Source organism: Acidovorax sp. BoFeN1, from assembly GCF_003345135.1.
Taxonomy (GTDB): Bacteria; Pseudomonadota; Gammaproteobacteria; order Burkholderiales; family Burkholderiaceae_C; genus Acidovorax; species Acidovorax defluvii.
On sequence record NZ_QOZT01000008.1, the window covers coordinates 20,188 to 46,261 of the forward strand.

Here is a 26,074-nt window from a genome sequence, read left to right on the forward strand (position 1 = left end):
TCGGGCAAGCGCTTCAGGGCCGCAGCACTTCCAGAAGGCGGTCCAGCCCGCCCTGGTTGATCGCAATGTTGGCCTGCGCCCGCACGGCGGGCTTGGCGTGGTAGGCCACTGACAGGCCGGCTGCACCCATCATGGGCAGGTCGTTGGCGCCATCGCCCACGGCAATCGCCTGCGACGGATCGATGCCCATCAGCGAAGCCATCTCCAGCAAGGTACGGCGCTTTTCCGCGCCGTCGCAGATGTCACCCCAGGGCTGGTCCACCATGCGGCCGGTCAGCAGGCCGTCTTCAACTTCCAACCGGTTCGAGCGCGCAAAATCAATACCCAGGCTGGCCTTCACACGGTCAGCAAAAAATGTGAAGCCACCCGAAACCAGCAAGGTGGTCAGGCCAGCGGCCTTGGCGGCGGTGATGAGTTCCTTGGCACCGGGGTTGAAGCGCAGGCGTTCAGCGAACACCTGTTCCATGTGACCCACGGTGACCCCTTTGAGCAGGGCCACGCGCTGGCGCAGGCTTTCCTTGTAGTCGGTGATGAGGCCCTGCATGGCGGCCTCGGTGATGGCTGCCACTTCGGCCTTGCGGCCGGCGGCATCGGCAATTTCGTCTACACACTCAATGTTGATGAGGGTGGAGTCCATGTCAAAGGCAATGAGTTGGTAGCTCGACAGGGACAGCGGAGGCTCAATGCCCTGGACGACGAGGCCGGGGGTGAATTCGGTGGCGTGGGTCATGGAAAACTGCGGAGCGTTGCGGATACGAAAGCCGCAATGTTAGCCCGCCTGCCTGGGCTCCACGCCTGCGGGTCCACCGTTCGTCAGCGGGAGCCTGGTGGCCGAGGGGCTTGTCCCGATGTGCTGTTGCTTGCGCTTTCATCCATCTTGCCCAGAAACAGGCGAATGAAGAAAACCATCATGCCCAGCATGAAAAAAATGCCGATGATGCTCATCAGGCCGTAGTCGGTGGAAAAAAGATCGGTCAGCAATTTCATGAAACCCTCCTGTTTGAATGGGTTTACTACTATTGCGCCGCAGGCTGTCCAGCGCGTTGATTTACGTCAATTGCTGGTGCAACGATTGCCCGCCGCCTACCTCGAATGCCCAAGATAGAGCGGATCGGACCAGGTGGCCAGCCATTGCGGTTTGAAGGCCACAAAGACGGCCGTGAGCATGCCCGTGACAAACGCATCACCCCAGGCCATCAGCCAGCGCGCCACGAGTGAGAGCTCGTCGCCCACGCCAGGCAACAGATGACCATTCCATTGCGACAGGGCGCCTGAGGCAAAGAGGCACAGCACCGTGCCCAGAAAGGCGCGGCCCAGCACATAGACGAAGAGCTTCGTGCCGATGAAATGCCGCACCAGCGCCCCCACCATCAGCGCCAGGGTCGCGGGGATTACGCCTTGCCAGGCGATGGCTCCCAGCGCTTCGGGCCAGCCCATGGCCGGAGAGATCAGGCAGGCGATCACTCCCACCACCACCAGCACGGGAATGGCCAGGGGCCAGCCCAGCATCAGCACCACCATGCACGCACCCGACCACTGCAGTTGCAGCGGCATGGCATGCAGCGTGGGCAGCGCCCACATCCATGGCAACACCACCAGCGTAGCCAGCAAGGGTGTGAGCAGGGGTGACAGCTCCTGGTCGGGCCCGTTGGCCGCCTTGCGACTGCCAAGCAGGCGCCAGGGGCGCAACCCAAGCGCCACCAGCAGGGCGATGGCCGTGAGCGCAGCTTCCAGCACCATGGCTCAGGCGGCGACAGGCTGTGCCAGCGGCTGGCCCAGGCTGCGCAAGATGTCGCGCACCATCTGCGCGCGGTCTTTGGGGTCTTTCAGCTCGCGCTCAATGCGCAGCTTTTCGTTGCCGGCCAGCTTGATGTGCTTGTTCTTCTGGATCAGCTCAATGATGCGCATGGGGTCGACGGGCGGCTGGGGCTTGAAGGTGATGGTGATGACGCCGGGCGCAGCATCCACCTTCACCACGCCATAGGGCTGGCTCAGTACGCGCAGGCGGTGCACGTCGATGAGGGTCTGGGCCTGCGGCGGCAGTTTGCCAAAGCGGTCCACGATCTCTTCGAGCAGGCCGTCGATCTGGTCCGGCGTCTTGGCCGTGGCGAGCTTCTTGTAGAACGACAGGCGCAGGTGCACGTCGCCGCAGTAGTCGTCGGGCAGCAGGGCGGGGGCGTGCAGGTTGATGTCGGTGGTGACCGACAAGGGCGAGAGCAGGTCCGGCTCCTTGCCCGCCTTGAGCGCCTTGACGGCTTCGTTGAGCATCTCGTTGTACAGCTGGAACCCGACTTCGAGCATGTTGCCGCTCTGGTTTTCGCCCAGCACCTCGCCCGCACCGCGAATCTCCAGGTCGTGCATGGCCAGGTAAAAGCCGCTGCCCAGCTCTTCCATCTGCTGGATGGCTTCGAGCCGCTGTTGCGCCTGCTTGGTCAGGCCTTCCACGTCGGGCACCATCAGGTAGGCGTACGCCTGGTGGTGGCTTCGGCCCACGCGCCCACGCAGCTGGTGCAGCTGCGCCAGGCCGAACTTGTCGGCGCGGCTCATGATGATGGTGTTGGCCGTGGGCACGTCGATGCCGGTCTCGATGATGGTCGAGCACAGCAGGATGTTGTAGCGCTGGGCCACAAAGTCGCGCATCACGCGCTCCAGCTCGCGCTCGGGCATCTGGCCGTGGGCCACGGCGATGCGGGCCTCGGGCAAGATCTCTTCGAGCTTTTGGCGGCGGTTCTCGATGGTCTCGACCTCGTTGTGCAGGAAGTAGCACTGCCCGCCGCGCTTCAATTCGCGCAGCACGGCTTCGCGGATCACGCCCGTGCCTTCGCTGCGCACAAAGGTCTTGATGGCCAGGCGCCGCTGCGGCGCGGTGGCGATGACCGACAGGTCGCGCAGGCCTTCGAGCGCCATGCCCAGCGTGCGCGGGATGGGCGTGGCCGTGAGGGTAAGCACGTCCACTTCGGCGCGAAACTGCTTCATCGCCTCCTTGTGGCGCACCCCGAATCGGTGCTCCTCGTCGATGATCAAGAGGCCCAGGTTGTGGAACTTGGTCGATTCGCTGAGCAGCTTGTGCGTGCCCACCACGATGTCTACCGTGCCATCGCCAATGCCCTTGATGGCGGCGGTGATCTCCTTGCCCGAGCGAAAGCGCGAGACCTCGGCCACCTTCACCGGCCATTTGCTGAAGCGGTCTACCAGCGTCTGGTAGTGCTGCTCGGCCAGCAGCGTGGTGGGCGCCAGAAACGCCACCTGCTTGCCGCCCGTGACGGCCACAAAGGCGGCACGCAGGGCGACCTCGGTCTTGCCAAAGCCCACGTCGCCGCAGACCAGGCGGTCCATGGGGCGGGGGCTGATCATGTCCTGGATCACTGCGTGGATGGCTGCGTTCTGGTCAGCGGTTTCTTCAAAGCCGAAGTCGTTGGCAAAAGTCTCGTAATCCTGCGCGCTGTAGCGGAAGGCGTGGCCCTCGCGCGCAGCGCGCCGGGCATAGATGTTGAGCAGCTCGGCCGCGCTGTCGCGCACCTGTTCGGCGGCCTTGCGTTTGGCCTTTTCCCACTGGCCGCTGCCCAGCTTGTGCAGCGGGGCTTCGTCAGCGCTCACGCCCGTGTAGCGGCTGATCAGCTGCAGCTGGCTCACGGGCACATACAGCACGGCCTTGTCGGCGTATTCCAGGTGCAAAAACTCCTGCATGGCGGGCGTGCCGTCGGGGTTCTTGTTGCCCACGTCCATGTTGACGAGGCCGCGGTAGCGACCGATGCCGTGGGCGCTGTGCACCACCGGGTCGCCCACGTTCAACTCGGCCAGGTCTTTGATCAGCGCCTCGACATCGCTCACCTGCTCCTGCTTCTTGCGGCGGCGCGTGGTGGGGCCTGCGGCAAACAGCTCGGTCTCAGTGACGAAGTCGATGCCGTCCTCGATCCAGCTGAAGCCCACGGTGAGGCCCGCGGTGGCGATGCCCACCTTTTCGTCGGCTGTGCCTTGGAACTCGGCCAGCGAGTCGAAGGCGGGCGGGTTCACCCCGCTGGCGCGCAGGAAGTCCAGCAGGCTCTCGCGTCGGCCATCGCTCTCGGCCAGCAGCAGCACGCGGTGCTGCGTGTTGCGGATGTGGGCGTGCAGGCGGGCCAGCGGGTCTTCGGCACCACGCACCACCGACAGGTCACCCAGGTTCTGAAAGTGCGGGTTGTCATCCACATCCTGCACACCTGGGCGCAGCGACAGTTGCGCGTGCAGGTTGGCGCGCGTGTAGAACTGGTCCACGGACAGGAACAGCGACTCGGGTGGCAGCGCGGGGCGCTCAGGGTCGCCCTGGATCAGGCGAAAGCGGTCTTTCGTGTCCTGCCAGAAGCGCTGGAAGGCCGGTTCAAGGTCGCCATGCAGTAACACCGTGGCTTCGCCTCCCAGGTAGTCGAACACCGTGGCCGTGTCGTCAAAGAACAGTGGCAGGTAGTACTCGATACCGGCCGTGGCCACGCCCGCGCCCATGTCCTTGTAGATGCGGCTCTTGGTCGGGTCGCCCTCCAGCATTTCGCGCCAGCGGCTTCGGAACTTGGCGCGCGCCTCGTCGTCCATGGGGAACTCGCGGCCTGGCAAGAGGCGCACCTCGGGAACGGGGTACAGGCTGCGCTGGCTGTCGGGGTCGAAGGTGCGGATGGAGTCGATTTCGTCGTCGAACAGGTCCACGCGGAAGGGCACCAGCGAGCCCATGGGGAACAAATCAATCAGCCCGCCGCGCACGGCGTACTCGCCCGGGCTCACCACCTGCGATACATGGCTATAGCCCGCCAGCGTGAGCTGGGCCTTGAACTTCGCCTCGTCGAGCTTTTGCTTGACCTTGAAGTGGAAGGTGTAGCCCGCCAGGAAGGACGGTGGAGCCAGCCGGTACAGCGCCGTGGTGGCGGGCACCAGCACCACGTCGGCTTCGCCCTGGCTGATGCGCCACAGCGTGGCCAGCCGCTCGCTGATCAAATCCTGGTGCGGCGAGAAGGTGTCGTAGGGCAGGGTTTCCCAGTCGGGAAACAGCGCGCAGCGCAGGGCGGGTGCAAAAAAAGCCATCTCGTCGATGAGGCGCTGCGCATCGGTGGCGTCGGCCGTGACGATGGCGGTGGTGCGGCCACCGGCCTTGTCGCGCTCGGCCAGGCGGGCCAGCAGCAGCGAATCTGCGCTGCCCAGGGGGCGGGGCAGGGTGAAACGTTTTCCGGGGGAGAGTTTGGGCAGTTCCATGCGGACGGTGTCGTCTGGGCCCGCCGCATCCCCTGGGGCGCAAAACGCGCACGGGCTGGATGGGTGGGCAGCGGGAGATTTTAGAATGAGCGACACATGACTGCTTCGCTCCTGCACCCACCGCTCGCTCCCTTGTCCACCCAGGGGCGTTTTTGGGCGCTGGTGCCATGTGCGGGCATGGGCTTGCGTGCCGTGCCTCCTGCTGCCACGCCAGCCGCGGCATCTGCCGACCCTGCCCTGCCCAAGCAATACCATCTGGTGGCAGGGCACCCCATGGTGATGCACACCCTGGCAGCGTTTGCCGGGGTGAGCCGCTTGCTGGGCACGCTGGTGGCGGTGGCGCCGGGCGATCATTTTCTGGACGCCTACGCCCACCCTGCCTTTTTCACGGTGGAATGCGGTGGCCCCACGCGCGCAGATACCGTGCTGGGTGGCTTGCGGGCGCTTGAGGAGCGCGGGGCACAGCCCGACGACTGGGTGCTGGTGCACGACGCAGCGCGCTGTCTGGTGACGTCCGAACAGATCGATACGCTGATGGATACCTGCCAGCACGATGGTGTGGGCGGTTTGCTGGCCCACAAGCTGGCCGACACGCTCAAAACATCGATTGACGGGCCCGGCGGCGTGCGCGTGGCGTCCACCGTGGACCGCAGCGATAAATGGCTGGCCCAGACCCCCCAGATGTTCCGCTTGGGCCCGCTCAAAGCGGCCATCAAGCATGTGGGTTCGGGTGCCACCGACGAAGCCAGTGCCATGGAGGCGATGGGCCTGCACCCGCGGCTGGTGCCCGGTGGGGCACAAAACTTCAAGGTGACCTATCCGGACGACTTTGCCCTGGCGGCCGCCGTGTTGGCGCAGCGCGCGCATGGCGCCACGCTCGATCGTTTTGGTGGCGCGCGCGGGCAGGTGGCCCCAGCGGTTGGCAAAAAGACCATGTTTTGAACCCCGCGTGGGTGAAGGTGACTCGATGAATTTCAGGATTGGCGAAGGCTGGGATGTGCATGCGCTCGTGCCCGGGCGCCGGCTGGTGATTGGCGGGGTGGAGATTGCCCATTCCATGGGCCTGCTGGGCCATTCGGATGCAGACGTGTTGTTGCATGCGATCACCGACGCCTTGCTGGGGGCTGCTGCGCTGGGCGACATCGGCAGCCATTTTCCGGACACCGACGTGGCATTTCGCGGAGCGGACTCGGGTGTGCTGCTGGCGGAGGCGGCGCGCCGGGTGCGCGCGGCGGGCTACGACATCGGCAACATCGACAGCACCGTGGTTGCGCAGGCGCCGCGCCTTGCCGCCCATATTCCTGCCATGCGCGTGTGCATTGCGGCCGCCGCGGGGGTGGGGCAAGCGCAGGTGAACGTCAAGGCCAAGACCGCCGAGCGCCTGGGCCCGGTAGGTCAGGGGCTGGCCATGGAGGCGCGCGCCGTGGTGTTGCTGTTCAAGGCCTGACCCTGTCGGCATGGGCTGCGGGCCAGGCAATGTGCGCCATTGCATTGCCCTGTCCTTGCAATCATGGCTTGTCGGCACAGGCGATGAAGGCCCCGTGCCGCTGGCTGGCGCTGCAGAGCAGTCAGTCCGCGTGGTCCTCAGCCCGGCGGCGCGGGAGTTGCCGCTTGATGGCAGGGCGCTGCAGGCGTTGCTTGGGGTCTTCCCCCTCGGGTAGGTTGGGGGCCCGCTGCAGCTGGATATGCGCCACCAGCCCGCCGCTGGTGGAATTGGCCAGCGCAAAAATGCCACCCATGCGTTGCACCGTCTTGTCCACGATCGACAGGCCCAGCCCGGCGCCAGCGGCTGCGGTGCGCGCCGAGTCGCCGCGAAAGAAGGGCTTGGTCAGGTTGGATAACTGCTCGGGTGGCACGCCGGTGCCATGGTCGCGCACCTTGATCAATACCCAGTTTTCGCGGCCCTTGGCGGCAATGTCCACGTGGGTGACGGCGGTGTCCACCGTCTTGCCATAGCGGCGTGCGTTCTCCAGCAGGTTGGAAATCACGCGAGCCAGTTCCACCTCGTCCGCCAACACGTTGAGGTCTTCCGGGATCTCCATGGTGATCTGCAGCTCGCGGTGGTCCTGCACCGCGTAAACGCAGGACGACACTACGCCGTGCAGGTTGACGGGGGTGAGCGTGACGTGGTCGGGGCGTGCGTAATCAAGAAACTTGTCGATGGTGGCGTCAAGCTGCACGATGTCGGCCACCATGTGCTCGCGTGCGATTTCATCCACCACGCTCATTTCGGTTTCGAGCCGCAGGCGCGCCAGCGGCGTGCGCAGGTCGTGCGAAATGCCGGCCAGCATGACGGCGCGGTCCTGCTCCAGCTTGGCAAGCTTTTGTGCCATGCGGTTGAAGCCGATGTTCACTTCGCGGATTTCACTGGTCACCGCTTCTTCGTCGAGGCGGCTGGCGGCGAAATCACCATCGCGCACGCGGTTGGCGGCATACGAAAGCTGCTTGAGAGGCCGGTTGATCAGCCGGGCAATGGCAGCAGCGCCGGCCAGCGAAAGGGCGCCTGCCGTGATGAGCCAGATCAGCCAGGTGCGGCCGCCGGCGGGGCTGAAGCGCGAGCGGTCCATCAGCAACCAGTTGGGGTCGCCATTGATGTTGAAACCAACCCACAGGCCATTTTCTCCGTTCACGTTCTGGGCCACGATGGTGTCAGGGCCCAGGCGCTGGGTGAGCTCGTGGGTCAGGCGGTTACCCAGTGCAGTGCTGTCGAGCAACGTGAATTTGTCGCCCGGCTCGCGCGGCAGGATGCGCACCCCTTCCTGGTCGGCCATGGTTTTGATGAGCGACACGCGCGCGATGGCATCCGCGTGCACCAGCGCTGCACGGCTGAGGTTGACCAGCGACGCAATCTGCTGGGCCGTGTGCAACGTGCGCGGCTCAAACTCCAGGGCGCGCAGCGTTTGCAGCCAGGCAAGGATACTGCCCACCAGCAGCAGCGCCAGCAGGAAAAAGGTGCGCCAGAACAGGTTCAGCCCCACGCGCGCACGCTGCTCGCGCGCGCGGCGCAGGGACTCCAGGGGGGCGGGACTGGTGGCGTCGGACGGTGCGGTCACCGGCTGTCGGGGTGCCGGCCGGCCTTCGGATTTGCGCATGAAATGGTCAGTTCGTTCCGTCCGGTACGAAAACATAGCCTACGCCCCACACCGTCTGGATGTAGCGTGGTGCGGCGGCGTCCACTTCTACCAGCTTGCGCAGGCGCGAGACCTGCACGTCCAGGCTTCGGTCGAAGGGCTCGAACTCGCGGCCGCGCGCCAGCAGGGCGAGCTTTTCGCGCGACAGGGGTTGGCGCGGGTGTCGCACCAGGGCCTTGAGCATGGCGAATTCGCCCGTGGTCAGCGGCAGCTCTTCGCCATTGCGCTGCAGCGCGCGCGTGCCCAGGTCAAACGTGAAGGGGCCGAAGGTGACCACTTCGTTGTCGCCCGAGGGGGCGCCGGGCGCCTCTTGCGCAGGGCGGCGGCGCAGCACGGCATGCACGCGCGCCAGCAGTTCGCGGGGGTTGAAGGGCTTGCCCAGATAGTCATCGGCGCCCACTTCCAGGCCCACGATGCGGTCCACGTCTTCGCCCTTGGCGGTGAGCATGATGATGGGCGTGCGGTCGTTGGCGGCACGCAGGCGGCGGCAAATGGACAGGCCGTCTTCGCCGGGCATCATCAGGTCAAGCACGATGAGGTCCACCGTTTCGCGCAGCAGCAGGCGGTTGAGCGCCTTGCCGTCTTCGGCGACCATGACTTCAAAGCCTTCCTGGGTCAGGTAGCGGCGCAGCAGATCGCGGATGCGTGCATCGTCATCCACCACCAGAATCTTGTCGGTACGGTTGGTTGTTGTAGCCATGGTGATTGCAGGTCCAATTTGTAACAGAGCCAATTCTGACCAGCTTCAGCCCGGAAGTTCGGGTTTCTGCCCGGTGTTTGACCAACTGTTACAAGTTTTGCCCCGGTGTGCAGGCGGCTCACGCACGGTTCATGAAGGCCGGCATCTGCAGCGGTTACTGTCGAAGCCTGTGCAGCACCGGTGTGGTGCAGTGCGTTGATCGCAAGGACTTTTTGACATGAAAAATGCTATTCGTTTGATAGCTGCCAGCGCTTTTATGGTGTGCGCTGGGGCTGCTTTTTCTCAAAATTCCCAAACCGCCGAACCACGCAATGTGGTGCAACTCTCAGCCTCTGGAACGGTTGAGGTGCAGCAGGATTTGCTGGTGCTGGCGCTGTCCACGAGCAAAGAGGGCGCAGACGCGGCTTCCACGCAGGCACAGCTCAAGCAGGCGCTGGATGCTGCACTGGCGGAGGCCAAGCGCAATGCGCAGCCCGGGCAAATGGACGTGCGTACGGGCCCCTTCGGGCTGTACCCGCGCTACGGCAAGGACGGCAAGATCAATGGCTGGCAGGGCCGGGCCGAGCTGGTGTTGGAGGGCCGAGACTTTGCCCGCATCACAGCCACGGCAGGAAAAATCCAGACCATGGCCATCAGCCAAGTGGGGTTTGCCTTGTCACGCGAGGCCCGCGCCAAGGTGGAGGGCGAGGCCCAGACCCTGGCCATCGAGCAGTTCAAGGCGCGCGCCGCCGATTTGAGCCGCGGGTTTGGCTTTGCCAACTACAGCCTGCGCGAGGTGTCTGTGAACAGCAACGAGATGTCTCCCGGCCCCCGCCCGCGCGCAATGGCCATGGAGGCCAAATCGGCAGCGTATTCGGACGCGCCGGTGCCGGTGGAAGCGGGCAAGGCGCAGGTGGTTGTCAACGTCTCGGGCTCGGTGCAGATGCGCTGACGCTGGCCGAAAGATGGGCCAGGGGTGTATTTAACGTTAAAATGGCCTCTAGCCCTTATGGGGTAAGCGCTAAAAGCTATTGAAATGATAGCGTCTGTGGCGCGCATGGCGGCAGGCTGTGGCTGCCTGTTAATGCTGCGCCGCCGACTTCTGCCCGCCGCTGCCCCGTTGATCTGGTGGCCCGCTTACTGGGCTGTCCAGCCGCCGTCCATGTTCCACGCCACGCCACGCACGTTGTTGGCGGCCGGAGAGCAAAAGAACACCGCCAGCTCACCCAGCTCTTCGGGCGTGGTGAATTGCATGGAAGGCTCTTTTTCGCCCAGCAGCAGGCGCTTGGCTTCTTCGTTGGTGATGCCGCGCTCTGCCGCCTTGGCATCCACCTGTTTTTGCACCAGCGGCGTCAGCACCCAGCCGGGGCAAATGGCGTTGCAAGTGACGCCAGAGGCCGCATTTTCGAGCGCCGTCACCTTGGTCAGGCCCACGATGCCGTGCTTGGCCGCCACGTAGGCCGATTTTTGCGCCGAGCCCACCAGCCCGTGCACCGAGGCCACGTTGATGATGCGCCCCCAGTTGGCCGCCTGCATGGCGGGCAGGGCCAGCCGCGAGGTGTGGAAGGCGCTTGTAAGGTTGATGGCGATGATCGCGTCCCAGCGCTCCACCGGAAAATCTTCGATGCTCGCCACGTGCTGGATGCCGGCGTTGTTCACGAGGATGTCCACACGACCGAACTGCGATGCAGCGGACTTCATCATGTCCTCGATATCGGCTGCGCGGCTCATGTCGGCGCCGTGGTAGGCCACCTGGACACCTGCCGACTGACCGGCGGCCAGCACCTCGGCGCGTGGGCCGTCCACATCGCCAAAACCATTGAGCACGATGTTGGCGCCCTGGCGGGCGAGGGCCTTGGCGATGCCCAGACCAATGCCACTGGTGGAGCCGGTAACGAGTGCGGTTTTGCCTTTGAGCATGGGAGTCTCTCCGAATGAATTACGATGCAACGCAGCAATTATCGAACGCTGTTGCCGGATCCTGCACCCATGATTGAACCTACGCTGAACTACGTACTGTGCCCGGGCGCTGCCTCTGCGGCGGGCCCCTTTTCCGGCGCGCTGGCCAGCCCTCCCGCGCAGCATCGCATGGCGTACTGGGAGTGGAACGGCACGGGCAACCCGGACCATCCGCACGTGGTGCTGTGTGTGCATGGTCTAACGCGGCAGGGGCGGGATTTCGATACCCTGGCGCGTGCGCTCAGCCGCCATGCCCGGGTCATCTGCCCGGACGTGGTTGGTCGGGGTCAAAGCGACTGGCTGGCCGACCCCGCTGGCTACCAGGTACCCCAATACGCGGCCGACATGCTGGCTTTGCTGGGTCAGTTGCAGCAGCAGGCCCCTGTGCAGAAGCTGGACTGGGTGGGCACCAGCATGGGCGGGCTGATCGGCATGGCCCTGTGTGGCCAGCCCGGGCTGGGCGTGGCCGATGAGCCCGCTGAATCGGCCGGCGGTTCTGCCAAGGCCGTGGGAAGCCTGTGGCCGCTGGCCGTGCCGGTGCGCCGGCTGGTGCTCAACGACGTCGGCCCCGCCATCGAATGGCTCGCCTTGCAACGTATCGGCCAGTATCTGGGAGCGCCGGTTCGGTTTGATTCGCTGCAGCAGGCCGCCGATGCCATGTGGATCATGTCGTCCAGCTTTGGTCCGCACACCGCCCAGCAGTGGCTGGAGCTGTCGCGGCACATGGTGCGTACCTTGCCGGATGGCGGCCTGGCCATGCACTACGACCCGGCCATCGCGCAGGCCTTCAAGGCCATGACGCCCGAGGTTTCTGCCGCAAGTGCAATGCAGCTGTGGCAGCTGTACGACCGCATCCACGCGCGCACACTGCTGCTGCGGGGCGCGCAGTCTGACCTGCTTTCGCCAGAGACCGCCCAGGCCATGGTGCACCGTGGGCCGATGGCAAAGCTGGTCGAGTTTGAAGGTGTGGGGCATGCCCCTACCTTGATGGCGCAAGACCAGGTGCAGGTTGTTTCAGAGTTTTTGCTGGCCCCCGAAGCAACGGTGGCCGCATGAAAACGTACCCGCCGGCCGCCGCTGCGCAGGCACCTGCGGCTGACACCCTGCCGCAACTCCTCGCCGCAACGGCCCACACACTGCCAGAGCAGGTCAATGCCCTGGCGCGCGCTCGCGCCTTTGCCGAGCCCCTTATGGCGGGCGAGATGCTCGATTCCGGTGAAAACACGCTGGCCCATGCCGACGCCGTGGCCGCCATCCTCAAAGCCATTGGCGGATCGGACGCCATGCAGGCGGCTGGCTACCTGGTGTATGCCTGCGGACACCTGAACAAACCCCGTGAGGTGATCGCCAAGGCCTTTGGCGACAACTTTGCGGCCCTGGCGGTGGAAACCACCAATCTGATGCGTGTGCAGCGGCAGGCGCGTGGTGCGCAGCAGGTGGACGACCCGGCGGTGCAGACCGAAAACGTGCGCAAGATGCTGCTGGCGTTCTCGCGCGACCTGCGCGTGGTCATGCTGCGCCTGGCCTCGCGCCTGCAAACGCTGCGCTTTCATGCCGCCAGCAAAACCCCGGTGTCGCCCAGCCTGGCGCGCGAATCGCTGCAGGTGTTTGCACCATTGGCCAACCGGCTGGGCATCTGGCAGGTGAAATGGGAGCTGGAGGATCTGTCGTTTCGCTTCCTGGAGCCCGAGACCTACAAAGAGGTTGCGCACCTGCTCGACGAAAAGCGCGGCGAGCGCGAGGTCTACATGGAGCAGCTGCGCGCCCGGCTGGAGTCCGACCTGCGCGCGCGCAGCATCAGCGCCAGCGTGCAGGGGCGGCCCAAGCATATCTATAGCATCGTCAAAAAAATGCGCGGCAAGTCGCTCAATTTTGACCAGGTGCTCGACATCCGGGCCTTGCGCGTGGTGGTGCCATCGGTCAAGGACTGCTATGCGGCCCTCAGTTGGGTACACGAGCAGTTCACACCCGTCGTGGAAGAGTTCGATGACTACATCGCACGCCCCAAGCCCAATGGTTATCAGTCGCTGCACACCATCGTGCGCGACGCTGCTGGCAAGCCCATCGAAATCCAGATCCGCACCCAGGCCATGCACGACCATGCCGAGCATGGCGTGGCCGCGCACTGGGCCTATAAAGAGGCGGGCAGCAAAGGATATGCGGGCGTGTCGGCCACCGGCGATTACGACGCCAAGATCGCGGTGTTGCGCCAGTTGCTGGCGTGGGAGCGCGACCTGGTCGGCACAGCGCAAAACCGGGGTCTCTTTGACGATCGCATCTACGTGCTGACCCCCGATGCGGCCGTGGTGGAGTTGCCCCAGGGCGCCACACCGGTCGATTTTGCCTACGCGGTGCACACCAGCTTGGGCCATCGCTGCCGGGGTGCCCGGGTGGATGGCGCCATGGTGCCCCTTAATACCCCGCTGCAAAACGGCCAGACCGTGGAAATCTCCACCGTCAAGGAAGGCCGCCCCTCGCGCGACTGGCTCAATGCCGAACTGGGCTACCTCACCAGCAACCGGGCCAAGGCCAAGGTGCGTGCCTGGTTCAATGCCCAGGCCACCAATGAAACGGTGGCGCGCGGGCGCGAGGCGGTTGAAAAACTGCTGCAGCGCGAAGGCAAGACGGCCATGAAACTGGACGATCTGGCGGTGCAGCTGGGGTTCAAGTCGGCCGATGCACTGTTCGAGGTGGTGGGCAAGGACGAGTTTTCACTGCGCAGCATTGAAACCCTTTTTCGACCGCCAGAGCCCGTGCTGCAGCACGACGATTACCTGCTGCTGAAGAAGACCCGCACCAACGACTCAGCGCCCAAAGGCGGCGTACTGGTGGTGGGCATCGACTCGCTCATGACGCAACTGGCCAAGTGTTGCAAGCCTGCGCCACCCGACGATATCCGTGGCTTTGTCACCCGGGGCAAGGGCGTGAGCGTGCACCGCGCAGACTGCAGCAATTTCCGCGAGATGGCAACGCGCAATGCCGAACGGGTGATCGAAGTCGAATGGGGCGCTCACAAACCGTCGGCGGGTGCTGCGGTGTACCCGGTGGACGTCGCGGTGGAGGCGGCCGATCGCCAGGGCTTGTTGCGCGATATCTCGGAAGTTTTTGCCCGCGAGAAGACCAATGTCATTGGTGTGCAGACCCAGTCGGTCAAGGGCACCGCCTGGATGACTTTCACCGTGGAGGTTGCCGATTCAGGCCGCCTTAACAAGGTGCTGGGCATTGTGGGCGGCGTTGCCGGAGTGCGCTCTGCACGGCGGCGCTGAGCTGCGTGCGCCGTATCCGCGAAAGTTGACGGGGGCTCTTCACCATGATTTGTTGAAGCGTCAGCCAAACAGCCTGATTTTTATGGCTATAATTGAAATCTAAACAACGACAGGCGCGTAGCTCAGCTGGTTAGAGCACCACCTTGACATGGTGGGGGTCGTTGGTTCGAGTCCAATCGCGCCTACCAACTAACCATTGGTCAAAGCCTTCCAAATCAACGATTTGGAAGGCTTTTTTATTGGTGCCGCAGATCAATCGGGTTTTATCGGGGCGGCAATGCGCTCGATGGGTGATCTGCCACGGGGGCAGTACGTACATGCCATGTGCTGTCGTTTGCACGAGCGAACGTTGCCCCAATGGTTCTTTCGCGGGCGCCGGTGGAAAGGCTACTGGCAAACCTCGTTGTGGGCACCTAATGGCGTGCGCCACCGGTGGCGGTGCCGCGGGATGCTGTCTGACGGTGCCACAGCCTCTTGGACCACGCAAAGAGCGCGGTGTGGAATTTACAACGGTGGTAAGCGAGCGTTTTCGCTCGCGTCCCCGTCCACTTCCCCAGGAGCACACATGAACTCATTGACTTCTCAGCCGACGAGCGCACAACCGGTTGACCCAGACCTTGCCGAGCAGGCTGTTCCCGGGCATGGTGTGCCGTCCCAGGATCCGACTCCCGCAGCCCAGGTTGGGCTCACTCCCGAAGAGACCGAGCGGGAATCGAAGTCTGCCTTGATCGGTGGCGGTGTTGTGGCGGGTTCGGCTGCGGGTGCGGCTGTTGGTGCCGTGGTTGCAGGTCCGGTTGGTGTCTTGGTCGGTGGCACGCTTGGCGCAGTGGCTGGCGCGATCAGTGGCGGTGCCGCCGGCGAGCTGACGAATCCGGAAGGCACGGTCGATGCAGACGTTGCGCCCACAGTTACCGACGCCACCAAAGACCGCAGCCTGCCTCGCTGAATTGCGTGGTGAGCCAGCCCGGATTTAGTGACGCATGCGGTGGCAGCGCACCAAAGCACACTCCCACTCGCGCGATTGCTGCCGCCATGGTGCAAGGTCGGTGGGAATAGCCCGCTCGGACTCATCAGGGTATTCCTTTGCCGGAGAGGGGGCTATCACTCTCTAGAATCTGCTGCACTGCAATAAATGGGCCTTGCGCCCGAGGAGTCCGTAGTGCCCGACAAGAAAAGCGCCCCCGCCGCCAAGACAGCGCAGCGCGTGATCAAGAAATACCCGAACCGCCGCCTCTACGACACCGATACCTCTACCTACATCACCCTGGCCGAAGTGCGTCAGCTCGTCATGGCCCACCAGAATGTGGTGGTGCGCGATGCCAAGACGGGCGAAGACCTCACGCGCAGCATTCTGCTGCAGATCATCCTCGAAGAAGAGGCTGGTGGCGCACCCATGTTTACCGAGGCGGTGCTGGCCAACATCATCCGTTTCTATGGCCATGCGATGCAGGGCTTCATGGGGGCCTACCTGGAAAAGAACGTGCAGGCTTTCACTGATGTGCAGGCCAAGCTGGCCGAACAGTCGCAAAACGTCACACCCGAAATGTGGGCGCAGTTCATGAGCCTGCAGTCGCCCATGCTCAAGGGCATGATGGGCAACTACGTGGAGCAATCGCAATCGATGCTCAACCAGATGCAGGAGCAGATGCAAAAGCAGACCGAGCAGATGCTGGGCGCCTTTGGTCTCAAGCGCTGATTTGCGCCTCAATCCCACTGTCCGGACTGCCGGGTCGCCGGAACTGGGACAATACGGGAATATGAGCGAAGCACTCTCCCCCACAAAAGCCCCCAAGGTCGGGTTTGTCAGCCTCGGCTGCCCGAAGGCGTCTGTAAATATACTTTTCTAAAGACCCTCAGGTGAGGGCTTTTTTCATTGAGCGATGGCTGCTTCGCACGCGATTGCGGTCACTCTTCGGAAATTCGCTGTATATCCCTGAACTGAAAATGCACGCTCGCACAAGCTACTTTTCATCTTTGCGATGGAGTGGAAACCTGCCTGCGTATGTCCCGACAGAGGTTCTGGATCGTTCGGTGGTCGCTCGGAGTGCTGGGGACCGTCACGAACCCACTGCCAGATGGGGCGCGCAGCTTGCCGTGCTTGCCTCGGCTGAACTGCCAACCCTCGCGTACAAGGTCTGCGACTAACTTATTGATCTGTTTGTCCCGGCAGTAGCGCATGAAAGTCCCCCTGTTGATGCAACAACAGGAGGATCTGTTTTTAGCCCTGCAAAGTCCCGACGCTGCGCCGAACCGAATTCTGGAAAAGTTGGTGGGCTTCTTAGCTGATCCTTGAATCACTGGCGCGCTTCACAAGGAAATCGACGATGGCATGGCGCCCGTGATCTACTGCGATCCACAGGGCGTCATACCGTTCGAGCGCGGAAGACTGCATCAGCACCAAGTCTGTGTCGCCGCCATGCTCGACCAAAGACTTGAATATGTCGATGTCTCCGACCTGGGCAGCGAACAGGGTTGGCGTCCATTCGGCCAGATGATGAGGTTCGACCTTGTAACGTCGGTTGGCATCGGCACCACATTTCAACAGCGTGCGCACCACCTCGCGACGTGGTTCGGCGGGCCGTACGTAGTGTTCCATCACGGCATCGAAAATGGCGCGATTTCTCGGCGAAGCGTCGCGGAGAGCTGCTTGCCTCTGGCGTCGCGTGGCCAGTGCGATGTCCAGTGCAGCGCCGTCCTTGGCATCATGGACGTCGGCCCTGGTCTTTCCTTCCAGGTACGCGGCTTCTTGGGTCGGGTCGGTACGGTGAATACTGCCGTGCAAGAGCAGCATCGCGTAACAGAGCGCCGACGGCACATAGTCGCTGGCCTGTTCGACATCGGCCCCCAACGCAATCAGACGCTCGACGGCTGCCGCGTCGGCCATCTCGATGGCAATCTTCAGCGGCGTTTCGCGGCTGGTTGATGCCTGGCGGTTGACAGTGTCCTCCAACAAGTCGAGCTTCAACAAGTAATCCATGATGACTGGATCACCCCGGTCGCACGCACGGCGCATGGCATAGGTGAGTGGCCCCTCTCCGGATTCCTTGATGAAATCGTTCGGGTCGCCGCCGGCTGCAATGGCGCGTTTGACATCAGAGAGTGAGCCTTCGCGTGCTGCATCCATCAATGGCGTTCGTCGCGTGCGCCCTTCGGCGTGTTTCACCTTCCGGTTCGGATTCTTCAACTGCTCCTGGCTGAGTTCAAAGGGGGCGTCCCTCAAGATGATCTCAACAGGTGGCGGAACTCGATCCTTCGCCTTCTGGGGCGAGAACTGACGCTCGAATGAAAAGGCCAGCCTGCGGCGCTCTTGTTCATCGAGTTGTCGCTTCGGCCATCGGTTGAGGCCCAGCATGAATGTCTTGTCCCAGTAGTGCTTGGCCGCGACGCTGTCGCCCACGCCGACTGCATAAAGCAACGCCTCGTTCAGCATCGGCAGTTGGTTCTGGCCACCGAACCACCAGACGCCCTCAACGGCTTTCGCATAGAAAGCCATCGCGTCGGCCTCGCGGCCCTGAATCGCGGCGAGTCTCCCAGCGAACCGATCATGGATGTGTTGATAGGACCTTCGCCAATGCGGGGCTTCCTGCTCGATTAGGTGTTGAAAGCAGTTCAGGTCACTTTGCGCGGCATCGAGATTTCTCCGGTCAACCGAAAAGTGCTGTTCAATCCGGGTCAGCAGCGGGATCGCCAGCTCGCGAATTGGCAGTGCACCTGCAACCAGGCTCTGATGCGTCAGCTTGGTCATGAACTCACCCATGGACCATGGATGCTGTCGTCTCAGCTCGAAATCCCGTCGAACGAGTTCACGGGTCTCGATGGCCAGCGATTGGAAGGCGACGGCGAAGGTCAGCCAGCCAGTGAGTTGGTCCACATCATGGGGCGAGTGCTGCTTCCTGTCGCTGTTGCCGCCAAGAACCTGCAACACTGACGGACGGAAGGGCCACTGCAACTCACGGGTGGGCTCGCCAGCCATCCAACGCTCCGTCGTTCTGGGAGTCTCGTGAAGGCGGGATACAGCTTCGCTCTCTGTCAACTTTGCGAAGTTTGCCGCTAGTTTGACCCAGGCTGCCACTGGACTTGTCCACCAGGAGTCGATATCCATGCCAGGGTGTTGGTGAGCCACCAGCCTCACAAGGCCCGACAACATCGGAACCTCAAAGCCTAGGCGAACCACCTCGCGCCCTGATTCATCAGCGATGGGGCCGGTATCGAGCGACCGCACGGACTGCTGAATGGCATCGCGCGTTTTGTGCCAAGCCAAGCGGAAGAACTGTGCCCACTGCACCCCGCAGTCCGCTGCCATATCGCGTTGAACGGTGTCTTCGATCTGCTGCATCAAGTCGCACGAAGAGCCCGGGCGTGAGTCGGATGCCAAGTCGTCAAGGTCTTTGTCCAGGCCGAGGTCGGTGATTCGGCGACGGTAGCCTGCACTGGTGATGAGTGCTCGGAGCAGCAGGCCGAGCTGGGGAAAAACGTAGGTCGTCATATCTGTTGTGTCTGGACAGGGCGGCACGGATGCCGCCCGTGCCGATTTAGCGTTTGCCACCCTTCGCTGCGGCACTCTGCGCGCGCGCCGCAAAGCTGCCCTTGGCAACACTACCGCCATTGCCCTTTGCCGTCGAACCCTGAATGCGGGAAGCCGCAGCGAGGGTCATCGGCAATGCGGGGGCGACTGGAGTCGAAGTTTTTGTGGTCATGTCAGTCCTTTCGGGGGAATACGTGCCAAAAGCAGCACGTCGATATCCTCTCTCAGGCCCCGATTTCGATCACGACACGGCACCGAATGATTTTTAGGATTTTCTACTGCAGTTATCCGTCGGCTGCATTTCACGCGACTGCCGAAGCTCCAGGTGCTGTTTTTCGGAGAGGTAGAACCGCCGGTCGCGTGATGAATCCGAACAACTGCGTCCAGCCCGAAGCAGGCGGCCCGAATTCAGATGTTTCGATGTAGTCTGCTTGGGGTTAATTCCTGCCCACATTAAAATACTTTCCCCAGCTTATCCGCTAGATCGCCCCACGAAAATCAAATGAAATCATATAGTTATGACGCAGTTGCGACATCACAGGCAGTCAAAATTCCTAAGATCGGCTTCATAAGCCTCGGCTGCCCCAAGAACCTGACCGACTCCGAACTCATCCTCACGCAACTCAGCGCCGAGGGTTACCAGACCGCCAAGACCTTTGAAGGCGCGGACCTGGTCATCGTCAACACCTGCGGCTTCATCGACGATGCCGTCAAAGAGAGCCTGGACACCATTGGCGACGCCCTGGCCGAGAACGGCAAGGTGATCGTCACCGGCTGCCTCGGCGCGCGCTCGGGCGAGGGCGGTGGCAACCTGGTGCAGCAAATGCACCCCAGCGTGCTGGCCGTGACCGGCCCGCAGGCCACGCAGGAGGTGATGGACGCCGTGCACCGCAACCTGCCCAAACCGCACGACCCCTTTCTCGACTTGGTACCCGGCGCCTTTGGCGAGGCGGGCATCAAGCTCACGCCGCGCCACTACGCCTACCTCAAGATCAGCGAAGGCTGCAACCACCGCTGCACCTTCTGCATCATCCCGTCCATGCGCGGCGACCTGGTGTCGCGCCCCATTGGCGATGTGCTGAAAGAGGCCCGGGCGCTGTTTGAAGGCGGCGTCAAAGAGCTGCTCATCATCAGCCAGGACACCTCGGCCTACGGCGTGGACGTGAAGTACCGCACCGGCTTCTGGGATGGCAAGCCCGTCAAGACGCGCCTGCTGGAGCTGGTGCAGTCCCTGGGTGAAATGGCCGCGCCCTACGGTGCCTGGGTTCGCCTGCACTACGTGTACCCGTACCCGAGCGTGGACGAGATCATTCCGCTGATGGCGCAAGGTTTGGTGCTGCCCTACTTGGACGTGCCTTTCCAGCACAGTCACCCCGACGTGCTCAAGCGCATGAAGCGCCCGGCCAGCGGCGAGAAGAACCTCGATCGCATCCAGCGCTGGCGCGAGGCCTGCCCCGAGCTGGTGATCCGCAGCACCTTTATTGCGGGCTTCCCCGGCGAGACCGAAGAGGAGTTTCAGCACCTGCTCGACTTCATGCGCGAGGCGCAGATCGACCGCGCGGGCTGCTTTGCCTACAGCGACGTGAATGGCGCCGAGGCCAACAACCTGCCAGGCATGCTGCCCCTGGAGGAGCGCGAGGCGCGCCGGGCGCGCTTCATGGCGGTGGCCGAAGAGGTATCGGTCGCCAAGCTGCAGCGCCGCGTGGGCGCAACCATGCAGGTACTGGTGGACCACGCCCCCGCCATGGGGCGCAAGGGCGGCGTGGGCCGCAGCTACGCTGATGCGCCCGAGATTGACGGCACCGTGCAGTTGCTGCCGCCCGAAAAAATCAGCAAGCAGATGAAGGTGGGCGAGTTCACCCGCGCACGCATTGTGGGTGTGCAGGGCCACGACCTGGTGGCGCAGCCCATCTAAAAAGTGAGCAGCTAGCGGTTTTCTCCATTGGATTTCATGCTGTTTTTACATTGAAACCATTGATTGGAAAGCGCTACCAGCTCATTTTTCAATAGCACTGGTGAAGTACTGCCATGGCACCAACCAGCGCCACGCCAGCAGGCACACCAAGAAAAAAGGCTTCCCGAGGGAAGCCTTTTTGCTGCATGAGACATGCTTACACGCGCTTGCGGTATTCGCCGGTGCGGGTGTCGATTTCAATCTTGTCGCCTTGCGATACGAACAGCGGCACGGGCACTTCGAAGCCGGTGGCAATCTTGGCGGGCTTGAGCACCTTGCCGGACGTGTCGCCCTTGACGGCGGGTTCGGTCCAGGTGATTTCGCGTTCGACGCTGGTGGGCAGCTCGACCGAGATGGCCTTGCCGTCGTAGAACACCACTTCCAGCGTCATGCCGTCTTCCAGGTAGTTCAGTGCGTCGCCCATGTTTTCGGCTTCGACTTCGTACTGGTTGAACTCGGTGTCCATGCAGACGTACATCGGGTCGGCAAAGTAGGAGTAGGTGCACTCCTTCTTGTCCAGGATCACGTTGTCGATCTTGTCGTCGGCCTTGAACACGTTTTCAGTGCCGAAGTTGCCGATCAGGCTTTTGAGCTTCATGCGCACGGTGGCAGCGCCGCGACCGCCGCGTGCGTATTCGGTCTTGAGGACGACCATGGGGTCCTTGCCGTGCATGATGACGTTGCCGGCGCGGATTTCTTGAGCGATTTTCATAGCAGGTTGCTTGGGTTGGGGCCGCTCAACGCGCTCGCTGGTGGCCTTCAGGGAAGAAGGCGCGCCGTGCCGATGCATGTTCCGCGGCGAAAATGCGCAAAGGCGGGGCACCGGTGTGCCGCGCCTTGTTTGCGCAAAGCCTTGGATTTTACCGTTTTTCGCGCACAAAGCGCCAAAGTTGCGCCACCAGGTTGTCCTGCATCAGCAGTTGTGCGCGGGCCGCCTGCACGCAGGCCGTCCATTCGGCCAGGGTGACAGCGTCGGGCATCACCAGCGGTGTGTTGTCCAGCCCGTTCCAAGCAGCGTGAAACCGCCGCAGCGAGGGCGGGGCCTTCAGCCAGTCGAGAAAAGCCATGAGTTTGTCGTGGTGGGCGTTGTCGTGCTGCGGGTAAATCTGCCACACCAGCGCCTGCCCGGCCCACAGCGCCCGCACCAGGGAGTCCTCGCCGCGCACCAGGTTCAGGTCGCAGGCCCACAGCATGTCGTCAAACGCAGGTTGGGTGCAGTGGGGAAGATACGAAATGGATAGCAGATCGCGCTTTTCCATCAAGGGCTGGCAGCCGTTTTCGTTAAATAAATGGCCCACGGCGTTGTACACGGCCTTCGTGGCACGGCCGGGCGTGACGAGAAGGTGCGTGGGGGTTTTGGTGCATTGCGCCAGCAAGTCGGGCAGGGCCGGGGGCTCATAGCAAAAAAGCGAGATCCAGCGTTGCGGATCGAGTGTATTGACGTCACTGGCGTCGCAAGGGTCACTGATAGCACTGGCAGCATGCGCGGCCAACGGCGCGTGCGCGGCACGCCAGGCGATCACATCCAACGCGTTGCGGCGCTCCATCAGGTCAGGCTCGCGCAGCAGGCCGCCCGTGCCCGCCGTGAAACCGGGGTAAAAAAACCAGCGTGTCCATCCGAAGGCCGGGCCAGAGAGGATGGGCGAGGGCAGGCGGTGGTTGCGCTCCACATAGCCCTCTGCGGACAGGTATTCGAGATTGATCCAGACGGGTTTTTGGCCTGTAGTGCTTGCCATATAAGCGCTATAAGCTATGAATTCAGGAGCAATTTCGCAGCCGAAGGCCTCCAGCATCACGTCGGGTGGCGCCTCGTGTGCGGCAGGCACGGGCGAGCCCCAGGCGCGCACCTCGACCTCAGGGCAGCCTTGGGGCGCCATCCACTGCAGGGCCGAGGCGTCGTCCACCCACAGGCGCACCTGCTGGCCTTGCCCGGCCAGTTGTGTGGCCAGGCGCCAGCAGACGCCGATGTCGCCAAAGTTGTCGATCACGCGGCAAAAAATGTCCCACTGCAGGGGGGCTACGGGCTGGTTCATGGCAGGGTGGTGGGGCGTTGTGGGTTGCGCAGATGGTCCACCAGCAGGCGCGCAACGCTGGACAGGGATTCTTCGGTGCGCACGCCCAGCGCCAGTCGGCGCTGGGCCCAGGGCTCGTTCAGCGTGACGGCCCGGATTGCCAGCGTGCCCTTGTACAGCGCGGCACTGCCACGCGGCATGACGCCAATGCCCAGGCCGGCGGCCACCATCAGGCACAGCGCGTCGTAGCTTGTGACCTGGATGCGCAGCCGCAGCGGCAAGCCCGCTTCGGCGGCGGCGCGCGTGAGCTGGTTGTTGATGGCGCTGCCGGGATGTACGCCGACAAAATCAAAGGCCAGTGCTTCGGCCATGGTGACCGCCTTGCGGCGCGCCAGTGCGTGGCCGGTGGGTACCACCAGCACGAGTTCGTCGGTGCGGTAGGGCAGCAGCGTGATGCGGTCGCCGTAGTTGCCATCGTTAAGGATGCCCACATCGGCCGCGTTCTCGGCGACGGACTGGGCAATCGCGGTGCTGATCTGCTCCTGCAGGCGCACATCCACCTGCGGGTGCAGCGCCAGAAAGCTTTGCAGCTCGCCCGGCAGAAACTGCGTGATGGCCGAGATGTTGGCCACCACGCGCACATGGCCGCGCACACCGGTGCCGTAGTCGCGCATCTGGCTGGCAATGCCATCGAGGTCATTGAGTACGCCGCGCGCCATGTGCAGCAGGGCAAACGCTGCCGCGGTGGGCTCGGTGCCGCGGTTGCTGCGGGTGAACAGCTCTACCTGCAACGCGGACTCCAGGTCGGCCAGGCGGCGGCTGACGGCCGATGCGGCCAGATGTTCACGCGCTGCGGCAGCGGCAATGGTGCTTTCTTCCATCACGGCTACAAACAGGCGCAGGGAGACGGGGTCGAGCTTCATGGGGGGCTGATGTTAACAACCGGCCGGTCTGCCATGCCGCTTTGCGATGGCAGCTTCGTGCATCAGCGATTTACGGGCGGGGCCGGTGTGCGCATGATGCGGGCCAAACCCACACGGGCAGCGCGCCCACGGAGACCCCACTGCATGGAATCGTCGCAATCTTTTTCGGCCCCACCCCATGGCATTTCACCCGCCGCCCTTGCCGGTGTGCGCGTGGTGGAGATGGGCCAGCTCATCGCCGGCCCGTTTTGCGGCAAGACGCTGGGCGAGTTTGGCGCCGATGTCATCAAGATCGAGGCACCCGAGACCGGAGACCCCCTGCGCAACTGGCGCCTGATCAAGGAAGGCACTTCGGTGTGGTGGCAGGTGCAGTCGCGCAACAAGCGCTCGGTGGCGCTGGACCTGCGCCAAAAGGAAGGGCAGGCCATCGCCCGCCAGCTGATAGCCGAGGCCGATGTGCTGGTCGAGAACTTTCGCCCGGGCACGCTGGAAGGCTGGGGCATGTCGCCGCAAGAGCTGCACCAGCTCAACCCCGGCCTGGTGATGCTGCGCATCTCGGGCTACGGCCAGACCGGCCCCTACCGAGACCTGCCGGGCTTTGGCGCCATTGGCGAGGCCATGGGCGGCCTGCGCCATCTGACGGGCGAGCCCGGCCGCGTGCCGGTGCGCGTGGGCGTGTCGATTGGCGACACGCTGGCGGCGCTGCACGGCACCATCGGTGTGCTCACGGCGCTGTACCACCGCAAGGTCAACGGCGGCCAGGGCCAGGTGATCGACGTGGCGCTGCACGAGGCCGTGTTCAACGTGATGGAAAGCCTGATCCCCGAATACAGCGCCTTTGGCGTGGTGCGCGAGGCCGCAGGCAGCGCACTGCCAGGCATTGCGCCGTCCAACGCCTACCCGTGTCAGGACGGCTGGGTGCTGGTTGCGGGCAATGGCGACAGCATCTTCAAGCGGCTGATGGACACCATTGGCCGCCCTGACCTGGGCGCCGCGCCCGACCTGGCCGACAACGCGGGTCGCGTGGCCCGGGTGCAAGAGCTCGATGCCGCCATTGGCGCCTGGAGCGCGCAGCGCACGGTGCAGCAGGTGCTCGATGCCCTGGGCGGTGCCCGTGTGCCCGCAGGCAAGGTCTACACCGCCAAAGACATTGCCGAAGACCCGCACTACCGCGCCCGTGACATGCTGCTATCGCAAACCACGCGCGACGGCTTCACGGTGCAGGTGCCCGGCATCGTGCCCAAGCTCTCGGCCACGCCCGGCACCATCCGCAGCAGCGCGCCGCACCTGGGTGACGACACCGACGCCGTGTTGGCCGAAGCGGGTTTGTCGGATGAACAGATTGCGCTGCTGCGCAGCAAAGGGGTGATTCAATGAGTGCATCCAGCACGGTGTGGCAAGGTGCGGGGCGCCGCATCCACATGCAGGAAGTGGGCACGCGCGACGGCTTGCAGATGGAGCAGGCCTTTGTGCCCACCGAGGAAAAAATTGCACTGGTCAATGCGCTGTCGAATGCGGGGCTTTCCAAGATCGAGGTGACCTCGTTCACCTCGCCCACCGCCATCCCGGCGCTCAGGGATGCCGAGATCGTCATGCGCGAGATCACGCGCCTGCCAGGCACCGTGTACACCGCCCTGGTGCCCAATTTGCGCGGTGCCGAGCGTGCCATCGAGGCGCGCACCGACGAGTTGAACCTCGTCATGTCGGCCAGCGAAACGCACAACATTTCCAACCTGCGCATGACGCGCGAGCAGTCTTTTGCCAGCCTGGCGCAGGTGGTTGCCACGGCGCAGGCCGCGCAGGTGGCGGTGAATGTGTCGCTGTCGTGCGTGTTTGGGTGCCCCATGGAGGGCAATGTGCACGCGTCCGCCGTGTTCGATTGGGTGCAGCGTTTTGCCGACCTGGGCGTGCGCGGCATCACGCTGTGCGACACGACGGGCATGGCGTATCCGACCCAGGTGCACCAGCTCACCACTGCGGCGCGCGCGCGCTGGCCGGGCATGGATTTCACGCTGCACTTTCACAACACGCGAGGCATGGGGCTGGCCAATGTGCTGGCGGCCATTGATGCGGGAGCGGACCGGTTTGATGCCTCGCTGGGCGGGCTGGGCGGCTGCCCCTACGCGCCGGGCGCGTCGGGCAATGTGTGCAGCGAGGAAATCGTGCACGCGCTGCAGCTCATGGGCTACGACACGGGGGTGGACCTGACCCGGCTGGTTGCCGCAGCGCAGCGCCTGCCGGCCCTGATTGGCCACGATATTCCCAGCCAGATCGTCAAGGCGGGCCAGCGCCTGACGCTGCACCCGGTGCCTGCGGACTTTGAAGCCATTCGCGAACGGGCGCTGGCGCGCTGAGCGTCGATGTGCGAACGGTTCGCCGTGCTTGCCTTGTTTTATCCATAACACCAG

The 26,074-nt window shown here is 63.7% G+C and carries 21 protein-coding genes and 1 tRNA gene; 11 read left to right on the forward strand and 11 right to left on the reverse strand.

The annotated features are described in order from the left end of the window. Window positions 1-13: 13 nt before the first annotated feature. From serB to mfd, 4 genes are all read right to left on the reverse strand, one after another. Window positions 14-730 carry a phosphoserine phosphatase SerB gene (serB, locus tag DTW89_RS03245; protein ID WP_114654896.1) on the reverse strand — a complete coding sequence of 239 codons (717 nt, stop codon included), beginning with the start codon at window positions 728-730 and terminating at the stop codon, window positions 14-16. An 83-nt stretch (window positions 731-813) separates the two neighbouring features. Continuing rightward, a complete protein-coding gene (locus DTW89_RS03250; RefSeq protein WP_081739383.1) occupies window positions 814-987 on the reverse strand; it encodes a DUF3149 domain-containing protein in 174 nt (57 codons plus the stop codon). Window positions 988-1,083: 96 nt separating this feature from the next. Beyond that, window positions 1,084-1,740: a hypothetical protein gene (locus DTW89_RS03255; RefSeq protein ID WP_111867587.1), complete on the reverse strand. Its 657-nt coding sequence runs from the start codon at window positions 1,738-1,740 to the stop codon at window positions 1,084-1,086. A 3-nt stretch (window positions 1,741-1,743) separates the two neighbouring features. Beyond that, on the reverse strand, window positions 1,744-5,217 hold the full coding sequence (mfd, locus tag DTW89_RS03260) for a transcription-repair coupling factor (protein WP_114654897.1): 3,474 nt from the start codon (window positions 5,215-5,217) through the stop codon (window positions 1,744-1,746). A 96-nt stretch (window positions 5,218-5,313) separates the two neighbouring features. On the opposite strand from mfd, the gene DTW89_RS03265 reads away from it, so the two are divergent. Together DTW89_RS03265 and ispF are read left to right on the forward strand one after the other, a co-directional pair. Then, entirely contained in the window at window positions 5,314-6,159 is an 846-nt protein-coding gene (locus DTW89_RS03265) for an IspD/TarI family cytidylyltransferase (RefSeq protein WP_114654898.1), read from the forward strand. Window positions 6,160-6,184: 25 nt separating this feature from the next. Then, window positions 6,185-6,664 carry a 2-C-methyl-D-erythritol 2,4-cyclodiphosphate synthase gene (gene ispF, locus DTW89_RS03270; protein WP_024815382.1) on the forward strand — a complete coding sequence of 160 codons (480 nt, stop codon included), beginning with the start codon at window positions 6,185-6,187 and terminating at the stop codon, window positions 6,662-6,664. Between the two features lie 121 nt (window positions 6,665-6,785). On the opposite strand, the gene DTW89_RS03275 is transcribed toward ispF, so the two are convergent. Both DTW89_RS03275 and ompR read right to left on the reverse strand, forming a co-directional pair. Then, window positions 6,786-8,309 (reverse strand): sensor histidine kinase, encoded by a 1,524-nt coding sequence (locus DTW89_RS03275; RefSeq protein ID WP_024815381.1) that lies wholly within the window; start codon window positions 8,307-8,309, stop codon window positions 6,786-6,788. Window positions 8,310-8,316: 7 nt separating this feature from the next. Further along, window positions 8,317-9,048, reverse strand: a complete 732-nt coding sequence (gene ompR / locus DTW89_RS03280; RefSeq protein WP_024815380.1) for an osmolarity response regulator transcription factor OmpR — start codon at window positions 9,046-9,048, stop codon at window positions 8,317-8,319. A gap of 217 nt (window positions 9,049-9,265) precedes the next feature. Between ompR and DTW89_RS03285 the strand changes: the two genes are divergently transcribed. Then, window positions 9,266-9,979: an SIMPL domain-containing protein gene (locus tag DTW89_RS03285; protein ID WP_114654899.1), complete on the forward strand. Its 714-nt coding sequence runs from the start codon at window positions 9,266-9,268 to the stop codon at window positions 9,977-9,979. 185 nt (window positions 9,980-10,164) lie between these two features. Here DTW89_RS03285 and DTW89_RS03290 read toward each other — a convergent pair whose 3' ends face one another. Next, window positions 10,165-10,947: a 3-hydroxybutyrate dehydrogenase gene (locus DTW89_RS03290; protein WP_024815378.1), complete on the reverse strand. Its 783-nt coding sequence runs from the start codon at window positions 10,945-10,947 to the stop codon at window positions 10,165-10,167. A gap of 69 nt (window positions 10,948-11,016) precedes the next feature. Between DTW89_RS03290 and DTW89_RS03295 the strand changes: the two genes are divergently transcribed. From DTW89_RS03295 to phaR, 5 genes are all read left to right on the forward strand, one after another. Then, window positions 11,017-12,042, forward strand: coding sequence for an alpha/beta fold hydrolase (locus tag DTW89_RS03295; protein ID WP_114654900.1), 1,026 nt, complete (start codon window positions 11,017-11,019; stop codon window positions 12,040-12,042). After that, window positions 12,039-14,252, forward strand: coding sequence for a RelA/SpoT family protein (locus DTW89_RS03300; protein ID WP_024815376.1), 2,214 nt, complete (start codon window positions 12,039-12,041; stop codon window positions 14,250-14,252). Before DTW89_RS03295 ends, DTW89_RS03300 begins: the two co-directional genes overlap by 4 nt. Window positions 14,253-14,363: 111 nt before the next feature. Further along, window positions 14,364-14,440: transfer RNA gene (locus DTW89_RS03305), tRNA-Val, on the forward strand. A gap of 377 nt (window positions 14,441-14,817) precedes the next feature. After that, the gene (locus tag DTW89_RS03310; protein WP_024815375.1) at window positions 14,818-15,198 is read left to right on the forward strand and encodes a hypothetical protein; all 381 of its coding nucleotides are present in this window, start codon (window positions 14,818-14,820) and stop codon (window positions 15,196-15,198) included. A gap of 186 nt (window positions 15,199-15,384) precedes the next feature. Further along, on the forward strand, window positions 15,385-15,948 hold the full coding sequence (gene phaR / locus DTW89_RS03315; RefSeq protein ID WP_051463489.1) for a polyhydroxyalkanoate synthesis repressor PhaR: 564 nt from the start codon (window positions 15,385-15,387) through the stop codon (window positions 15,946-15,948). A 582-nt stretch (window positions 15,949-16,530) separates the two neighbouring features. Here the strand turns inward: phaR and DTW89_RS03325 are convergent. Next, window positions 16,531-18,738, reverse strand: coding sequence for an ankyrin repeat domain-containing protein (locus DTW89_RS03325; RefSeq protein ID WP_161555620.1), 2,208 nt, complete (start codon window positions 18,736-18,738; stop codon window positions 16,531-16,533). 541 nt (window positions 18,739-19,279) lie between these two features. Between DTW89_RS03325 and rimO the strand changes: the two genes are divergently transcribed. Beyond that, on the forward strand, window positions 19,280-20,692 hold the full coding sequence (gene rimO / locus DTW89_RS03330; RefSeq protein WP_114654903.1) for a 30S ribosomal protein S12 methylthiotransferase RimO: 1,413 nt from the start codon (window positions 19,280-19,282) through the stop codon (window positions 20,690-20,692). Between the two features lie 196 nt (window positions 20,693-20,888). Here the strand turns inward: rimO and efp are convergent, their stop codons facing one another. From efp to DTW89_RS03345, 3 genes are all read right to left on the reverse strand, one after another. Beyond that, window positions 20,889-21,443: an elongation factor P gene (gene efp / locus DTW89_RS03335; protein ID WP_024815372.1), complete on the reverse strand. Its 555-nt coding sequence runs from the start codon at window positions 21,441-21,443 to the stop codon at window positions 20,889-20,891. A 148-nt stretch (window positions 21,444-21,591) separates the two neighbouring features. Continuing rightward, complete coding sequence (gene earP / locus DTW89_RS03340) at window positions 21,592-22,764, reverse strand: elongation factor P maturation arginine rhamnosyltransferase EarP (RefSeq protein WP_114654904.1); 1,173 nt, start codon at window positions 22,762-22,764, stop codon at window positions 21,592-21,594. Beyond that, window positions 22,761-23,666, reverse strand: a complete 906-nt coding sequence (locus DTW89_RS03345; protein ID WP_114654905.1) for a LysR family transcriptional regulator — start codon at window positions 23,664-23,666, stop codon at window positions 22,761-22,763. The genes earP and DTW89_RS03345 overlap by 4 nt, the downstream gene beginning before the upstream one ends. A gap of 144 nt (window positions 23,667-23,810) precedes the next feature. On the opposite strand from DTW89_RS03345, the gene DTW89_RS03350 reads away from it, so the two are divergent. Beyond that, on the forward strand, window positions 23,811-25,043 hold the full coding sequence (locus tag DTW89_RS03350; RefSeq protein ID WP_114654906.1) for a CaiB/BaiF CoA transferase family protein: 1,233 nt from the start codon (window positions 23,811-23,813) through the stop codon (window positions 25,041-25,043). Continuing rightward, window positions 25,040-26,020 (forward strand): hydroxymethylglutaryl-CoA lyase, encoded by a 981-nt coding sequence (locus DTW89_RS03355; protein ID WP_114654907.1) that lies wholly within the window; start codon window positions 25,040-25,042, stop codon window positions 26,018-26,020. The genes DTW89_RS03350 and DTW89_RS03355 overlap by 4 nt, the downstream gene beginning before the upstream one ends. Window positions 26,021-26,074 lie beyond the last annotated feature (54 nt).

Excerpts from the sequence above, each read along its gene's own strand:
- serB (WP_114654896.1), bottom strand. The coding sequence starts at position 730 with ATGACCCACGCCACCGAATTCACCCCCGGCCTCGTCGTCCAGGGCATT.
- DTW89_RS03250 (WP_081739383.1), bottom strand. The coding sequence starts at position 987 with ATGAAATTGCTGACCGATCTTTTTTCCACCGACTACGGCCTGATGAGC.
- DTW89_RS03255 (WP_111867587.1), bottom strand. The coding sequence starts at position 1,740 with ATGGTGCTGGAAGCTGCGCTCACGGCCATCGCCCTGCTGGTGGCGCTT.
- mfd (WP_114654897.1), bottom strand. The coding sequence starts at position 5,217 with ATGGAACTGCCCAAACTCTCCCCCGGAAAACGTTTCACCCTGCCCCGC.
- DTW89_RS03265 (WP_114654898.1), top strand. The coding sequence starts at position 5,314 with ATGACTGCTTCGCTCCTGCACCCACCGCTCGCTCCCTTGTCCACCCAG.
- ispF (WP_024815382.1), top strand. The coding sequence starts at position 6,185 with ATGAATTTCAGGATTGGCGAAGGCTGGGATGTGCATGCGCTCGTGCCC.
- DTW89_RS03275 (WP_024815381.1), bottom strand. The coding sequence starts at position 8,309 with ATGCGCAAATCCGAAGGCCGGCCGGCACCCCGACAGCCGGTGACCGCA.
- ompR (WP_024815380.1), bottom strand. The coding sequence starts at position 9,048 with ATGGCTACAACAACCAACCGTACCGACAAGATTCTGGTGGTGGATGAC.
- DTW89_RS03285 (WP_114654899.1), top strand. The coding sequence starts at position 9,266 with ATGAAAAATGCTATTCGTTTGATAGCTGCCAGCGCTTTTATGGTGTGC.
- DTW89_RS03290 (WP_024815378.1), bottom strand. The coding sequence starts at position 10,947 with ATGCTCAAAGGCAAAACCGCACTCGTTACCGGCTCCACCAGTGGCATT.
- DTW89_RS03295 (WP_114654900.1), top strand. The coding sequence starts at position 11,017 with ATGATTGAACCTACGCTGAACTACGTACTGTGCCCGGGCGCTGCCTCT.
- DTW89_RS03300 (WP_024815376.1), top strand. The coding sequence starts at position 12,039 with ATGAAAACGTACCCGCCGGCCGCCGCTGCGCAGGCACCTGCGGCTGAC.
- DTW89_RS03310 (WP_024815375.1), top strand. The coding sequence starts at position 14,818 with ATGAACTCATTGACTTCTCAGCCGACGAGCGCACAACCGGTTGACCCA.
- phaR (WP_051463489.1), top strand. The coding sequence starts at position 15,385 with ATGGGCCTTGCGCCCGAGGAGTCCGTAGTGCCCGACAAGAAAAGCGCC.
- DTW89_RS03325 (WP_161555620.1), bottom strand. The coding sequence starts at position 18,738 with ATGACGACCTACGTTTTTCCCCAGCTCGGCCTGCTGCTCCGAGCACTC.
- rimO (WP_114654903.1), top strand. The coding sequence starts at position 19,280 with ATGAAATCATATAGTTATGACGCAGTTGCGACATCACAGGCAGTCAAA.
- efp (WP_024815372.1), bottom strand. The coding sequence starts at position 21,443 with ATGAAAATCGCTCAAGAAATCCGCGCCGGCAACGTCATCATGCACGGC.
- earP (WP_114654904.1), bottom strand. The coding sequence starts at position 22,764 with ATGAACCAGCCCGTAGCCCCCCTGCAGTGGGACATTTTTTGCCGCGTG.
- DTW89_RS03345 (WP_114654905.1), bottom strand. The coding sequence starts at position 23,666 with ATGAAGCTCGACCCCGTCTCCCTGCGCCTGTTTGTAGCCGTGATGGAA.
- DTW89_RS03350 (WP_114654906.1), top strand. The coding sequence starts at position 23,811 with ATGGAATCGTCGCAATCTTTTTCGGCCCCACCCCATGGCATTTCACCC.
- DTW89_RS03355 (WP_114654907.1), top strand. The coding sequence starts at position 25,040 with ATGAGTGCATCCAGCACGGTGTGGCAAGGTGCGGGGCGCCGCATCCAC.